Genomic DNA, 12,909 nt, shown 5'->3' with positions numbered 1-12,909 from the left:
CGGGACCGGGCAAGGAAGGGGAGGAGAGCACGATGTTCGACCAGGCGAGCGACCCGCAGACGCTGGGCTTCGATCCGGCGCGGCTGGCGCGGTTCCAGCCATGGATGCAGGGTTGGGTCGACAGCGGCCGCCTGCCGGGCGCCCAGGTGCTGATCGCGCGCCGCGGCCGCGTCGTGCACCACGCCCTCGCCGGGCTGCGCGACGTCGAGGGCGGCGTCCCCTGGACCCGCGACACGCTGGTGCGCATCTACTCGATGACTAAGCCCGTCACCTCGGTCGCCTTCCTGATGCTGTTCGAGGAGGCGAAGGTTCATCTCGACACGCCGCTCGACGAGATCCTGCCCGAGTTCCGGGACGTGCGCGTCCTCGCCCCCGGCGCCACGGCGCTGGACGAGGTGCAGGCCCCGGCCGCGCGCCTGACCGTCCACCACCTGCTGACCCACACCTCCGGCCTCACCTACGGCTTCAACGAGGGGCCGGTGGCCGAGGCGATGCGCGACCGCAAGCTCGACTTCTCCGCCAAGGAGGAGGCGCTGGAGACGACCGTGCGCCGTCTCGCCGAGCTGCCGCTGAACTTTGATCCCGGCGCGCGCTGGAACTACGGCGTGTCGACCGACGTGCTGGGCCGGGTGGTGGAGGTCGTCTCCGGCGTCCCCCTCGCGCAGTTCTTCCGCGAGCGGATCTTCGAGCCGCTGGGCATGGACGACACCTTCTTCGCCGTGCCGAAGGACAGGCTCGACCGCATGGCGAGCTGCTACGTGAAGACCCCCGAGCTGGACATGAAGCTGCTCGAGCGCGGGGCGGAGACCGCCTATGCCGAGGGGGGCGTGCGGCAGGCCTCGGGCGGGGGCGGGCTGGTCTCGACCATCGACGACTACCTGCGCTTCGCCGAGATGCTGCGCGGGCGCGGCGCGCTGGGCGACGTGCGCCTGCTGGCGCCCACGACCGTGGACCTGATGACCACCAACGCCCTGCGCGGGGACCTGGCGGCGAACGGCCAACCGGTGTTCTCCGAGGTCTCCTACGACGGCATCGGCTTCGGGCTGGGCGTGTCGGTGACGCTGGACCCGGGGCTGGCGAAGACCGCTGGGAACGTGGGGGACTACGGCTGGGGCGGCATGGCCTCGACCGTGTTCTGGGTGGATCCGAAGCGCGAGATGACCACGATCTTCCTCACCCAGCTCGTCCCCTCCTCGACCTGGCCGCTGCGCAAGGAGATGCGGGCGCTGACCTACGCCGCCCTCGTCGCTCCCTGAGCCGCGGGGCGCGCCGCCGCCCTCCCTCCCTTGCGAATCCCCGGCCGGCGTCGCCCATCGCGACGCCGGCCGTTTTCGTTTGGGCGGCCCCCTCCCGTCCGCGGTCCGCAGGGGGCCGGCGCCGCCGGGCGGAGCAGTTTCTCTCGCGCCGGACGCGAAGCGGATTGACAGCCGAAGGCGGCTCGATACATTGGCGTCACAAAACTTACGCCGGCGTATAAAACCTGTCGGCGACGTGCAGAGCGCCCGCGAAAGGGCGCCGCCGGGAGGAACCGACATGACGCCATCGCAGCGCGCCCCGCGCGCCGTTCCAGCCGCGCGCGCCCCTTGCTCCGACGGGGCCCCGGCATGACCGACGCCGCCCTCGATCCGTGCGCCCGTCCCGCGGCGCCGGCCGGGCAGGGCGACGACCTGCGCGCCCGCCTCGCGACGATGCAGGCCGCCCACCGCGCCGTCGGCGACGAGGCGCGGGCCGAGGCGCTGGCCCGCCAGCGCGCCCGCGGCAAGATGACGGCGCGCGAGCGGGTGGCGGCGCTGGCCGACGCGGGCAGCTTCGTCGAGGCCGGCGGCCTCGTGCGCCCCCGCGACCAGCCGGACGCGCCGGGCGACGGCGTGGTGGTGGGCACGGGGCGCATCGACGGCCGGCCCGTCTCGATCGTGGCCAACGACTTCTCGGTGATGGGCGGCTCCAGCGGCGAGGCGGGGGCGCGGAAGACCCTGCGCCAGACCCAGCTCTCGCTCGATCACGGCATCCCCTACGTCTCCCTGCTCGACGGCGGCGGCCACCGGATCCAGGAGGGGCTCGACAGCCGCCACTTCGCCGCCGTCTCCACCAACTTCCAGCAGCTCGTGGACCTCTCGGGCTGGGCGCCGATCTGCGCGGCGATGATGGGCTCGGGCTTCGCAGGGCCCTCCAACATGTCGGCGCTGGCGGATTTCGTGGTGATGGTGAAGGGCGCCACCATGGGCATCGCCGGGCCCGCTCTGGTGAAGGCCGCCACCGGCGAGGACGTCGACAAGGAGACGCTGGGCGGCGCCGCGACCCAGGCCGACCGCAACGGCATCGCCGACCTCGCGGTCGAGGACGACGCCGCGGCCCTCGACGCGATCCGCCGGTTCCTGTCCTACTTCCCCTCGAACGCAGGCGAGCCCGCGCCGGTCCTGCCCTGCGACGACCCCGCCGACCGGCGGGAGGAGGCGCTGCTGGATCTGGTCCCCGCCAACACGCGCCGCGCCTACGACGTGCGCAAGGTGCTGGCGGCGGTGGCCGACCAGGGCAGCCTCTTCGAGCTGAAGCCCGGCTACGCGCGCAACGTGGTCACCACGCTCGCGCGGCTGGGCGGGCGGCCGGTGGGGATCGTGGCGAACCAGCCCCTGCACCTCGCCGGCACGCTCGACGCGCCGGCCTGCGAGAAGACCGCGCATTTCATCGCGCTCTGCGACGCCTTCGGCCTGCCGCTGGTGTTCTTCGTCGACATCCCCGGCTTCCTGGTGGGCAGCCCGGCCGAGCGCTCGGCGCTGGTGCGCCGCTCGGCCCGCATCATCCATGAACTCGGCAAGGCCACCGTGCCGCGCCTGTCGGTGGTGCTGCGCAAGGGCTACGGGCTCGGCTTCATCGCCATGAACGGCGGGCGTAGCTTCGGCGCCGACCTGACCGTCGCCTGGCCCGGCGCCGAGATCTGCGCGATGTCGATCGAGGGCGCCACCGAAGTGGCCTACGGGCGCGAGATCGCCGCCGCCCCCGACCCCGACGCCCGCCGCGCCGAGCTGATCGCCGGCTTCCGCGCGCGCGTCGGCCCGCTGGAGGCCGCCGAGGGCTTCGGCGTCGACGACCTGATCGACCCGCGCGACACCCGCCCGGTGCTGGTCGAGGCGCTCTCGCGTCTCGCCTCGCGCCGGCAGGGCCGCGCCCGCCCGCCCAAGCATCGCGACATCTCGCCGATCTGAGAGCCGCGGGTCCGCGCATCGCCGACCGGCCCTGCGGCCGGTTGGAAACAAGGGGAAACCGGACGCGAAAAGCCGGCCCCGGGGAGGAGAGAGAAGATGAAGCTCGACGGCAAGGCGCTTGAAATCCACCGCCGCCACCTGCTGGCCGCCGGCCTCGCGGCCGGGGGGCTGGCGATGACCGCAGGCCTGCGCGGCGCGCACGCCCAGGAGGGGACGGAGCTGCGGGTCGCGGCCAACGTGAACCCCTCGACGCTCGATCCCGTGACCGGGCGCAGCGGCGGCGACCACCAGTTCCTCTACCCGCTCTACGACACGCTCGTGCGCTGGAAGCCCGAGACGCTGGAGCCGATCCCCGGCCTCGCCAAGGCCTGGTCCTATCCCGACGACCTGACCCTGGTGCTGGAGCTGCGCGAGGGGCTGACCTTCCACGACGGCACGCCGCTGGACGCGGCCGCGGTGAAGGCGCATCTCGACCGCGCCCGCTCGGCCGAGACCTCCAACATCAAGGTCGACCTCTCCTCGGTCGTCGAGGTCGAGGCGACGGACGCGACCACGGTGACGCTGAAGCTCGCCGCGGCCGACCGCTCCCTGCCGCTGATCCTGACGGACCGCGCGGGCATGGTCGTCTCGCCCACCGCGGTCGAGGCCAACGGCGGCTCGGTCGACCGCAGGCCCGTGGGGGCGGGCGCGTTCAAGTACGTCGAATGGCAGGACATGCAGGTCGTCGCCTACGAGCGGTTCGAGGACTTCTGGGAGGAGGGCCTGCCCAAGGTCGACCGCATGACCATGTCGATCATCCCCGAGGTGACGACGGGCGTGCGCTCGGTCATGGCGGGGCAGAACGACGTCGTGGTGACCGTGCCCCCGGTGCAGAAGGTCCTGCTCGACCGCGCGCCCGACGTGACGGTCTACGCCGAGCCCTCGCTCTACCTCCACATGATCTACATGGACTTCTCGAAGCCCCCCTTCGACGACGTCCGGGTGCGGCGGGCGATGAACCTCGCCATCGACCGCGAGACCTTCGTGAAGGCCGCGATGGGCGGGCTGGGGGAGCCCTCGACCACGCTCTACCCCAAGGCCTACTGGGCCCATGACGAGGGGCTCGAGGACATCCTCGCCTACGATCCCGACCGCGCCCGCGCCCTGATCAAGGAGACCGGCGTCAGCGAGGTCGAGTTCACCGCCGTCGCCTACCAGGACCAGGCCGCGATCCAGCGGCGCGAGGTGCTGATGTCGATGTGGGACAAGGTGGGGATCAAGGCGAAGGTGACCACCACGACCGTCGCCGAAGGCTCGCAGAAGTTCTTCTTCGAGAAGTCGGTGAACAGCTTCTTCGCCGCGATCACCGCGCGGCCCGACCCCTCGATGGTGCCCAACATCATCTTCGGCAAGGACAGCTCCTACAACGGCGGGCGCCAGGCGATCCCGGGCATGGACGACGCCATCGCCGCCTCCCGCGTGGGGACCACGCAGGAGGCGCGCAAGCAGGCGCTGAGCCAGGTGCAGCGCATCGCGCTGGAGCAGGCGGTGTTCGTGCCGCTCCTGTTCGAGGTCTACATCGTCGGCGTCTCCGACCGCTTCACCGGCTGGCGGCCCAACCTGCTCGGGCGGCCCCGCTACGAGCATGTCGCCCCGGCGACGAGCTGAGGCGATGGCAGGAGGAACCGCGATGCTGGACCCCAGGATGCCGCCGCGCGAGGACTGCGTGATCCGCGAGGTGATCGACCGCCACGCGGCCGGCCAGCCCGACAAGGTCTTCGCCGTCTTCGACGACGGCGAGGAATGGACCTACGAAGCCCTGCGCCGGAAGGTGCGGGGCTGCGCCGAGGGGTTGAGCCGGCTGGGCGTGGGGCAGGGCGACTTCGTGCTGGTCTGGCTGCCCAACGGCAAGGACTGCCTGCGGGTGATGCTGGCGCTGAACTACCTGGGCGCGGTCTACGTGCCCATCAACACCGGCTACCGCGGCGGGTTGATGGAGCATGTGATCGACAACGCCGGCGCGCGCCTGATGATCGCCCAGGCGCCGCTGGTCGAACGCCTCGCCGGCGCGAACGTGGCCGAGCTGCGCGAGGTGGTCGTGCTGGGCGGCGAGGCGGCCCCGGTCCCGGGGCTGACCCTGCTGCCGGCCGCCGCGCTCGACGGCGACGCGGACGCGCTGCCGGAGCCCGAGCGGCCGATCGAGCCCTGGGACGCCTTCTCGATCATCTACACCTCGGGCACCACGGGGCCGTCGAAGGGGGTGCTGATCTCCCAGCTTCAGATGTGGGCGACCTTCATTCCCAACGACACCACCCGCATGGAGCAGCGGGGCCTGGTGAACCTGCCGATGTTCCATGTCGGGGGCGCGGGGCCGATCTGGGCCACGCTGATGCGCGGCGGCTCCTTCGCGCTGGTCGAGAGCTTCCGCACCTCCGAGTTCTGGGACGTGGTGCGCCGCTTCGGGGTCCAGCACACCATCCTGCTGGGCGCGATGACCCCGTTCCTGCTGAAGGAGCCGCCGGGCCCCGGCGACCGCGACCACCCGCTGCGCCGCGTCTCGATGATCCCGCTCTCGGACCAGCACGCCGAGTTCACCGAGCGCTTCGGGGTGGAGGTCTACACCTCCTTCAACATGACCGAGACGTCCTCGCCCCTCTTCGTGGGCCCCGCGCCCGCCGCGCGGGGCACGGCGGGCCGGCCGCGTCCGGGGGTGGAATGCCGCGTGGTCGACGAGAACGACTGCGAGCTGCCCCCCGGCGAGATCGGCGAGCTGATCGTGCGCGCCGACATGCCCTTCGCGCTGAACGGCGGCTATCACAAGAACCCCGAGGCCACCGCGAAGGCCTGGCGCAACGGCTGGTTCCACACCGGCGACGGCTTCCGCATGGACGCCGACGGCAACTTCTACTTCGTCGACCGCATGAAGGACGCGATCCGAAGGCGGGGCGAGAACATCTCCTCCTTCGAGGTGGAGAAGGAGGTCGCCGCCCACCCCGCCGTGCGCGACTGCGCCGTGGTCGCCGTCCCCTCGGAGCATTCCGAGGACGAGGTGATGGCGGTGATGAGCGCAGCCCCCGGCCGGACCATCGACCTGCCGGAGCTGGTCGAGTTCCTGCGCCCGCGCCTCGCGCATTTCATGGTCCCGCGCTTCTTCCGCATCGTCGGCGATCTGCCGCGCACGCCCACCGAAAAGGTGCAGAAGCACCTGCTGCGGGCCGAGGGCGTCACCCCCGACACGTGGGACCGGGAGAAGGCCGGCATCGTCCTCAAGCGCGAGAAGCTGGTACCCACCGGCTCCTGACCCCGTCCGGCCCGCGCGCGACCGCGGGCCGGCCCCCATCCCATCCGCAGTCCCCGCCCGGCCCTCCGGGCGACCGGAGGCTCCATGAAAGACGACGCCCGCCCGCGCCCCCCCTCCTTCGCCGTCTCCGCCGAGGAGTTCGAGGCCCGCCGCGCCCAGGTCCACGCCATGGGGGGCGAGGCGAAGCTCGCCGCGCGCCGCGAGGCGGGCATCCTCAACGCGCGCGAGCGGATCGACCTGCTCTGCGATCCCGGCACCTTCCTCGAGATCGGCGAATTCGCCTGGTCGGCGCGGGAGGAGGACCGCCACCGCACCGCCGCCGAAGGCATCGTCACCGGCTTCGGCCAGGTCGAGGGGCGCGAGGTCGCCGTCGCCTCCTTCGACCTCACGGTGCTGGGCGCCTCGTCCTCCGTCACCAACATCCGCAAGCTCGACTTCCTCAAGAAGCGCGCCTCCGCCGCCGGCATCCCCTGCGCCTTCCTGATCGAGAGCGCCGGCGCCCGGATGCCCGACATCCAGGGCGCGGTGGGGATGGGGCGGATCGGCCAGCTGTCGTCGATGTCGCGCGAGCGGGACACGCCCTGGGTCTCCGCCGTGCTCGGCCCCTGCTACGGCATGGGCACCTGGTACGCGGTGATGTCGGATTTCGCGGTGATGCGGAAGGACGCGACCTTCTCCGTCTCCAGCCCCAAGGTCACCTCGGTCGCGATGAGCCAGGAGGTGACGCCCCAGGAGCTGGGCGGATCGGACCTTCATGCCGAGACCACCGGCCAGGTCGACCTGGTGACCGACACCGACGAGGAGGCGATCGCGGCCCTGCGCCGCTTCCTGTCCTACCTCCCCTCCAACGCCGCCGAGGCGCCGCCGCGCGCCGAGTCCCGCCCCGGCGGCGCGCCCGAGGCGGTCGAGGCGCTGATCCCGCCCCAGCGCCAGAAGATCTATGACGGGCGCAAGCTGGTGGAGCTGCTGGCCGACGACGGCTCGGTCATGTCCTTCCGGCCCCGCTTCGGGCGCACGCTGGAGACCGCGCTGGCGCGGATCGACGGCCAGGTGGTGGGGCTGGTCGCCTCGAACCCGATGCGCAAGGGCGGCGCGATCGACGGCCCCTCCTGCCGCAAGATGACCGAGTTCACGGTGCTCTGCGACAGCTTCAACATCCCCCTGATCCTGCTCGCCGACACGCCGGGCTTCCTGGTGGGGCTGGAGGCCGAGCGCGCCGGGGTGGCGGGCGAGATCATGAACAACATCCGCGCGGTGACGCTCGCCACCGTCCCCAAGCTCGCGGTCGTGGTGCGCAAGAGCTACGGGCAGGCCTATCTCAACATGGGCGGCGGGATCGCCGACGCGCTGGCGGTGATGACGACGGGCGAGGTCGGCTTCGTCGATCCCGCGGTCGCCGTCTCGGTCGTGCACAACCGCCGGCCGGGCGACGGCGAGGACTACGGCGCGCTGATGCAGGACATGGTGGTGTCGAACTCGCCGTGGGAGCTCGCGGGCATGTTCGCCGCCCACGCCGTGATCCGGCCCGGAGAGACGCGGGCCTGGCTCTCGCGGATGCTCGCGATCATGCGCCGCCGCCCCACGGGCGAGATCGGCGCCCATCGCCTGTCGACCTGGCCCACCAGCCTCTGACCCCGGAAGGACCCGCCCCATGGAAGCGAAAAGCGAGATCGCCGGCCGCGTGCTCGAGATCGCCGCGACCCCCGGCCAGGCGCTGGCCGAGGACGACCCGATCGTGGTGCTCGAGTCGATGAAGATGGAGATCGCCGTCGCCGCCCCCCGCGCCGGCCGCCTGCGCGAGCTGAAGGTGGCCGTCGACGACCTGGTGGAGGAAGGCCAGGTCGTGGCCCTGATGGACCCCGCCTGAGCCTGCCGCCGCCGGGCGGCGGGGCGCCGAACTGGACACGCCGCCCCCCGCCCGGTAGCTCTCGACCCCACCTGTCCGCCGACCGCCCTTGCGGAGGATGCGGCCCCCGCGAAGGGCGACGACGATGAGCCGAACCGCCAAACCGCGCGCCAAGTGGAACGGCAAGTTCGCCGCGCCCGAGGAGCAGCACGCCGAGAAGCGGCGCCTGATCCTGCGCGAGGCCGCCCAGGCCTTCAACGACCGCGGCTATCACAACGTCTCGCTCGACGAGGTGGCGGCGCGCCTGGGGATCACCAAGACGGTCTTCTACTACTACTTCCGCGACAAGAACCACGTGCTGCGCAGCTGCGTGGAGATCGGCTTCGAGCTCGCCGAGACCGCGCTGGAGCAGGCGGAAGCGGAGGCGGGATCGGCGCTGGAGCGCGTGGTCTCCTTCACACGGCTCTACGTGCAGGGGATCACCTCGGACCTCGGCGCCTGCGCGGTGCTGACCGACCTGACCTCGCTTCATCCCGACGACCTCGACGAGGTGCGCGCCCGCCAGCGCCGCTTCGGCCGCCGGCTGATCCGGCTGGTGAAGGCGGGGGTCGAGGACGGCAGCATCGAGGTCGAGGACGCCAGCGCCGCGGTCAGCTGGATCGTCAGCGCCCCCCTGATGCTGCCCCGCCTGACCGCGTTGTGGGGGGAGCACGGGGCGGGATGGCTCTCGGACCACTACGCCGAGTTCACCCGCCGCTCGCTGTCCAGCGGCGCGCCCCTGCCGCCGACCGCCGGCTGACGCGCGGCCCGAGCGCCGCCCGACCCGCGCAGGGCCGGGCGGGGCCGGGCGGGGGGCCTCAGTCCTGGCCCAGCTCCGCGGCGAGCTCGCCCATGCGCAGCTCCCCCTCGCGGGTCTGGCCGCCGATCTCGAGGAACTTCGCCATGTTGGTCTTCGCGCCCTCGGTGCGCAGCAGCCGCTCGAACAGGTAGGCCTCCTCGGCGAGCCCTTCGAGCAGGGGCATCTGGGCGGCGTCCACGCTCTCCTTCGCCAGCCGCACCGCGTCCGGCGGGAAGGAGGCGATGCGCGCGGCCAGCCGGTCCACCGCCGGGCCGATCTCCTCGGCCTCGTAGAGGCGGTTCAGCCAGCCCCAGCGCTCGGCCGTCGCGGCGTCGAGGTCGTCGCCCGACAGGATCAGCTCCAGCGCCCGGCCGCGCCCGATCATCCGGGGCAGGCGCTGGGTGCCGCCACCGCCCGGCAGGATGCCCAGCGGCACCTCCATCTGGTTGATCTTCGTGCGCCCGCGCACCCCGAAGCGCATGTCGCAGGCGGCCGCGAGCTCGGCGCCCCCGCCGCCCACGCGCCCCTCGATCTGGGCGATGGTGGCCTTGTCCATGTGCCGGAACCGCTCGCAGATCACGTGGAACGGCTTGGTCTGGGAGACGCGGCGCGCGGGCCCCGCGGTCGGCCGCTCGAGGATCGCGGCGACGTCGAAATGGGCGAGGAAGAACTCCGGGTCCGCGCTGCGCAGCACCACCACCAGCAGGTCCGGATCGGCGGCGAGCTCCTTCGAGAGCGCGTCCAGCTCCGCCATCAGCGCCAGCGTGATGAGGTTGATCGGCGGATTGGAAATGGTGACGGTCGCGACGCGCCCGCTCCGCTCGACGGAGAGGTGTTCGTAGGTCTGGGCCATGGCGTTTCCTCGGATCGGGCCGGTTGCTCCGGCATCGTGGGGGCGAGCATGCGCCGGAACCCCGATCCGGCGCCACCCCCTCTCCCGGTCCGGCGCCGCAAGCGCCTAGAGCGTCTTGAGATACTCCAGCAGGGCCGCCCGCTCCGCCTCGCCCAGCGCGTCGCCATAGGCGTGGCCGCCCGCGCCGTAGCCGGGCAGGGTGGCGTCGTAGATCCGGCTGCGGGCGTCGGGGTCGGTCTCGGCCTCCTGTCCCGCCTCCAGCCTCTCGTAGGCCCAGCCCACCGCCTCGCGGTCGTAGCGCGGCGGGTCGGTCTCGATCCGCCAGAAGGCCGGGCGCGCGCCGCTGTCGAGAAGGGCCGCCAGCGTGGGGACCGAGCCGTTGTGCAGGTAGGGCGCCGTCGCCCACACCCCGTCGAGCGGGGGCGCCACGTAGCCCGGCGCCGGCCCCGCGCTGTCGGCGTCGCCGTAGGGCGAACGGGCGAGCCATTCATAGAACCGGTCGCGCGAGCCGTCCGTCGCCGCCCGTGCATAGGCGGGGTCCGTCCCCACCTCGTCCAGCCCGTAGACCCGGTCGGGATAGCTCTCCTCGTCCCCGTGGCAGCGCCGGCATTCGCGCCCGTAGACCTCGCGCCCCGTCTCCGCCTTCGCCGCGTCGATCTCCCACGGCCAGGCCGGCGCGTCGAGCGAGGCGATCCAGGCGCGCACGTCGGCGGCGTAGTCCATCACCCCCTCCAGCTCCTCCCGGTCGTCGATGCACAGCATCGAGGCGAGCAGCATGAAGCGCGAGTGATCCCCCCGCCCGATGGTGGTGTAGAACATCGCGCCCTTCTTCTTCATCCCCCACCAGGGCGGCACGCTGATCGGCAGCGGCTCCTCCTGCGGGGGCTCGATCAGGGGCGTCTCGGACCAGGCGAGCGTCTCGGGATCGCGATGCGCCATCAGCGCCCAGGTCAGGTTGGTGGCCGGGTTCGCGCCGATGGTGCGGGTGCGGATGTAGGGGGCGATGCCCTCGATCCGCTCGGCCCAATGCGCCCAGGCGCGGGTCTCGGCCTCGCCCTGCACGTAGGCGCCGGCCTGCAGGACCAGGCGGCGGGGGTCGCGGGTGAAGTCGGCGAAGGCGTTCCCCAGCCCCACGACCACCTCGCCGTCGATGCGCTGCGCATGGCAGGTCAGGCAGTTGGAGGAGACGACCTCCACCCCGTCGGCGTTCACATGGGCGGTCAGGTCGTAGGGCAGCTCGGCGTTGCGCCCCTCCCGCCCCGGGATCGTGTCCGCGGGATCGACGGCGGGCGCCAGCCGGCGCCAGGCATCGTAGGGGATCCCGCAGGAGACGTAGGGCGCGTTCACCAGCGCCCGGTACCCCGCCGCGGGGTCGCCCGGCGGCTGCTCGGCCGCCGTCACGTCGCCGAGCGGCGAGCGATAGCGGCCCTGCGCCTCGCCTCCCTGGTCGTCGTCGCAGCCGCCCAGCAGCGCGGCCGCGGCCAGCGCGACGAGACGGCCCGTGCGGTTCCTGCGCGCGTTCACCGGCTCTCCTCTCCCTCGGTCGCGAGGCTGCCGAGCCCCTCGACCGCCACGCCCCCGTTCGTTCCCCTCACGCGCACCAGCCCCGTCCAGACCGGCTGCGCGAAATCCCGCCGCTGGTCTTCGAGCACGGGCGAGACCTCCAGCGCCAGCCCCGACCCCTCGATCCGGTAGCCGAGCGCGTAGGTCCGCCCGCCTCCGGGCGCCTGCCAGCGCGCCGTGGGCGTCAGGGACAGCCCGCGCCCGTCGATCGCCCGGCGCGCCCCGTCCGGCCCCGCCAGCACGCCGTCGAGGATCTCGCTCCCGCGCCCGTCGCGGCGGCGGGTGCGGATCAGCGACAGGTCCGTGCCGTCGTCGAGCTGGAGGATCAGCCGGTCGCGCGCGACCGGACCGCCGGGCGGGGGCAGGGCGCCCCAGAGGTGGTCGAGCCAGGCGAGGCCCGAGACCGCCTGCCGCGCCTCTCCCGCGCCGATCTCCCCCTCGACCCGCATCCGCGGCATCGCATAGCCCCGCGCCGGCCCGCGGCCGTCGGCGTCGATCGCGAGCGCCGGCTTCTCGGGCGTCAGCCGCAGCCGGACCGGCGCCCCCTCCACCGTGGCGACGAGGCTCAGCGCCCCGCCGTCCGCCCCCGCCTGCGGATCCCACGACAGCGTCCAGTCGTCTAGCCACGCCTCGCCCGCCGCCCCGTCATGTCCCGCGACGCCCAGCGAGCCGCGGCTCAGCCGCTCCTCCCCCGCGGCCTCCGCCCCCGGCCCCGTCCGCGCCGCCTGCGCCACGTGCAGCGCGCTCGGCGTCCAGGGCGAAGCCCCCGCCTCCGCCCGCAGCCCCACGCGCGAGAGCGTCACCTGCACCCCCGCCGGCCGCCCCTGCGCGTCGCGCAGATGCGCCGAGATCGCCCAGCTCTCCATCCGCGCCGCATCGTGCCCGCCGTGATCGGCCGGCAGGCTCAGCACCCACGGCCCCTGCGGCGCCGCGAACCCCCGGTCGCCGAGCGATTCCAGGAACGCCGCGACGTCCACCGCGCCCGCCCCGGCGCGCGCCTCCGCCGCGCGGGCGCCGGATGTCCAGGCGAGCGCGCCGAAGGCGAAGGCCGCCGTCGCGGCGAGCGGAAGAAGGGCCCAGGCCCGGCCTCGGCGTGTCATGGCGCTCCGGTGCGTCGAAAGGCGAGGGCGGGAAGGTAGCACGCGCAATCCCTGCGCACAGCCGGGCGCGCCGCCTGGCGCGAGAAGGCCGACCGTCCGATGCCCGCGCCGCAAGTCGTCGACGGTCCGGGGCCGGCCGAACGCGACGAGGCAGCCGGGGCGCGTGAAGGCGCCGCGGCAGATAGGCGAGCAAGCGGCGGAACCGGGCCGACTCCGGCGACGGTGC

10 protein-coding genes are annotated in these 12,909 nt (G+C 73.2%); 7 read left to right on the top strand and 3 right to left on the bottom strand.

The window, feature by feature from the left end; genetic code table 11:
• Window positions 1–32: 32 nt before the first annotated feature.
• The 7 genes from P2H44_RS04110 to P2H44_RS04080 all read left to right on the top strand — a co-directional run bounded on the left by P2H44_RS04110 (window position 33) and on the right by P2H44_RS04080 (window position 9,128).
• On the top strand, window positions 33–1,256 hold the full coding sequence (locus tag P2H44_RS04110; RefSeq protein ID WP_275762168.1) for a serine hydrolase domain-containing protein: 1,224 nt from the start codon (window positions 33–35) through the stop codon (window positions 1,254–1,256).
• Window positions 1,257–1,604: 348 nt separating this feature from the next.
• Window positions 1,605–3,203: an acyl-CoA carboxylase subunit beta gene (locus P2H44_RS04105; RefSeq protein WP_275762167.1), complete on the top strand. Its 1,599-nt coding sequence runs from the start codon at window positions 1,605–1,607 to the stop codon at window positions 3,201–3,203.
• Window positions 3,204–3,299: 96 nt separating this feature from the next.
• Window positions 3,300–4,850 (top strand): ABC transporter substrate-binding protein, encoded by a 1,551-nt coding sequence (locus P2H44_RS04100; RefSeq protein ID WP_275762166.1) that lies wholly within the window; start codon window positions 3,300–3,302, stop codon window positions 4,848–4,850.
• Window positions 4,851–4,872: 22 nt separating this feature from the next.
• Window positions 4,873–6,483: an AMP-binding protein gene (locus P2H44_RS04095; RefSeq protein WP_275762165.1), complete on the top strand. Its 1,611-nt coding sequence runs from the start codon at window positions 4,873–4,875 to the stop codon at window positions 6,481–6,483.
• Window positions 6,484–6,567: 84 nt separating this feature from the next.
• The gene (locus P2H44_RS04090; RefSeq protein WP_275762164.1) at window positions 6,568–8,115 is read left to right on the top strand and encodes an acyl-CoA carboxylase subunit beta; all 1,548 of its coding nucleotides are present in this window, start codon (window positions 6,568–6,570) and stop codon (window positions 8,113–8,115) included.
• Window positions 8,116–8,134: 19 nt separating this feature from the next.
• Window positions 8,135–8,350: an acyl-CoA carboxylase biotin carboxyl carrier protein subunit gene (locus P2H44_RS04085; protein WP_275762163.1), complete on the top strand. Its 216-nt coding sequence runs from the start codon at window positions 8,135–8,137 to the stop codon at window positions 8,348–8,350.
• 124 nt (window positions 8,351–8,474) lie between these two features.
• The gene (locus P2H44_RS04080; RefSeq protein ID WP_275762162.1) at window positions 8,475–9,128 is read left to right on the top strand and encodes a TetR/AcrR family transcriptional regulator; all 654 of its coding nucleotides are present in this window, start codon (window positions 8,475–8,477) and stop codon (window positions 9,126–9,128) included.
• Between the two features lie 58 nt (window positions 9,129–9,186).
• On the opposite strand, the gene P2H44_RS04075 is transcribed toward P2H44_RS04080, so the two are convergent.
• The 3 genes from P2H44_RS04075 to P2H44_RS04065 all read right to left on the bottom strand — a co-directional run bounded on the left by P2H44_RS04075 (window position 9,187) and on the right by P2H44_RS04065 (window position 12,683).
• Window positions 9,187–10,020, bottom strand: a complete 834-nt coding sequence (locus P2H44_RS04075; protein ID WP_275762161.1) for an enoyl-CoA hydratase/isomerase family protein — start codon at window positions 10,018–10,020, stop codon at window positions 9,187–9,189.
• A gap of 105 nt (window positions 10,021–10,125) precedes the next feature.
• Entirely contained in the window at window positions 10,126–11,544 is a 1,419-nt protein-coding gene (locus tag P2H44_RS04070; protein ID WP_275762160.1) for a c-type cytochrome, read from the bottom strand.
• Window positions 11,541–12,683, bottom strand: coding sequence for a lipocalin-like domain-containing protein (locus P2H44_RS04065; RefSeq protein ID WP_275762159.1), 1,143 nt, complete (start codon window positions 12,681–12,683; stop codon window positions 11,541–11,543). The genes P2H44_RS04070 and P2H44_RS04065 overlap by 4 nt, the downstream gene beginning before the upstream one ends.
• Between the last annotated feature and the right edge of the window lie 226 nt (window positions 12,684–12,909).

It is taken from the genome of Albimonas marina (assembly GCF_029223255.1).
Taxonomy (GTDB): Bacteria; Pseudomonadota; Alphaproteobacteria; order Rhodobacterales; family Rhodobacteraceae; genus Albimonas.
Note: the sequence above shows the minus strand (reverse complement) of the source record. Positions and strands in the feature narration are given on the sequence as shown.

Bases quoted from the DNA above. Each gene is read 5' to 3' on its own strand.
- P2H44_RS04065 (WP_275762159.1), bottom strand. From the start codon at position 12,683: ATGACACGCCGAGGCCGGGCCTGGGCCCTTCTTCCGCTCGCCGCGACG.
- P2H44_RS04080 (WP_275762162.1), top strand. From the start codon at position 8,475: ATGAGCCGAACCGCCAAACCGCGCGCCAAGTGGAACGGCAAGTTCGCC.
- P2H44_RS04075 (WP_275762161.1), bottom strand. From the start codon at position 10,020: ATGGCCCAGACCTACGAACACCTCTCCGTCGAGCGGAGCGGGCGCGTC.
- P2H44_RS04100 (WP_275762166.1), top strand. From the start codon at position 3,300: ATGAAGCTCGACGGCAAGGCGCTTGAAATCCACCGCCGCCACCTGCTG.
- P2H44_RS04095 (WP_275762165.1), top strand. From the start codon at position 4,873: ATGCTGGACCCCAGGATGCCGCCGCGCGAGGACTGCGTGATCCGCGAG.
- P2H44_RS04085 (WP_275762163.1), top strand. From the start codon at position 8,135: ATGGAAGCGAAAAGCGAGATCGCCGGCCGCGTGCTCGAGATCGCCGCG.
- P2H44_RS04105 (WP_275762167.1), top strand. From the start codon at position 1,605: ATGACCGACGCCGCCCTCGATCCGTGCGCCCGTCCCGCGGCGCCGGCC.
- P2H44_RS04090 (WP_275762164.1), top strand. From the start codon at position 6,568: ATGAAAGACGACGCCCGCCCGCGCCCCCCCTCCTTCGCCGTCTCCGCC.
- P2H44_RS04110 (WP_275762168.1), top strand. From the start codon at position 33: ATGTTCGACCAGGCGAGCGACCCGCAGACGCTGGGCTTCGATCCGGCG.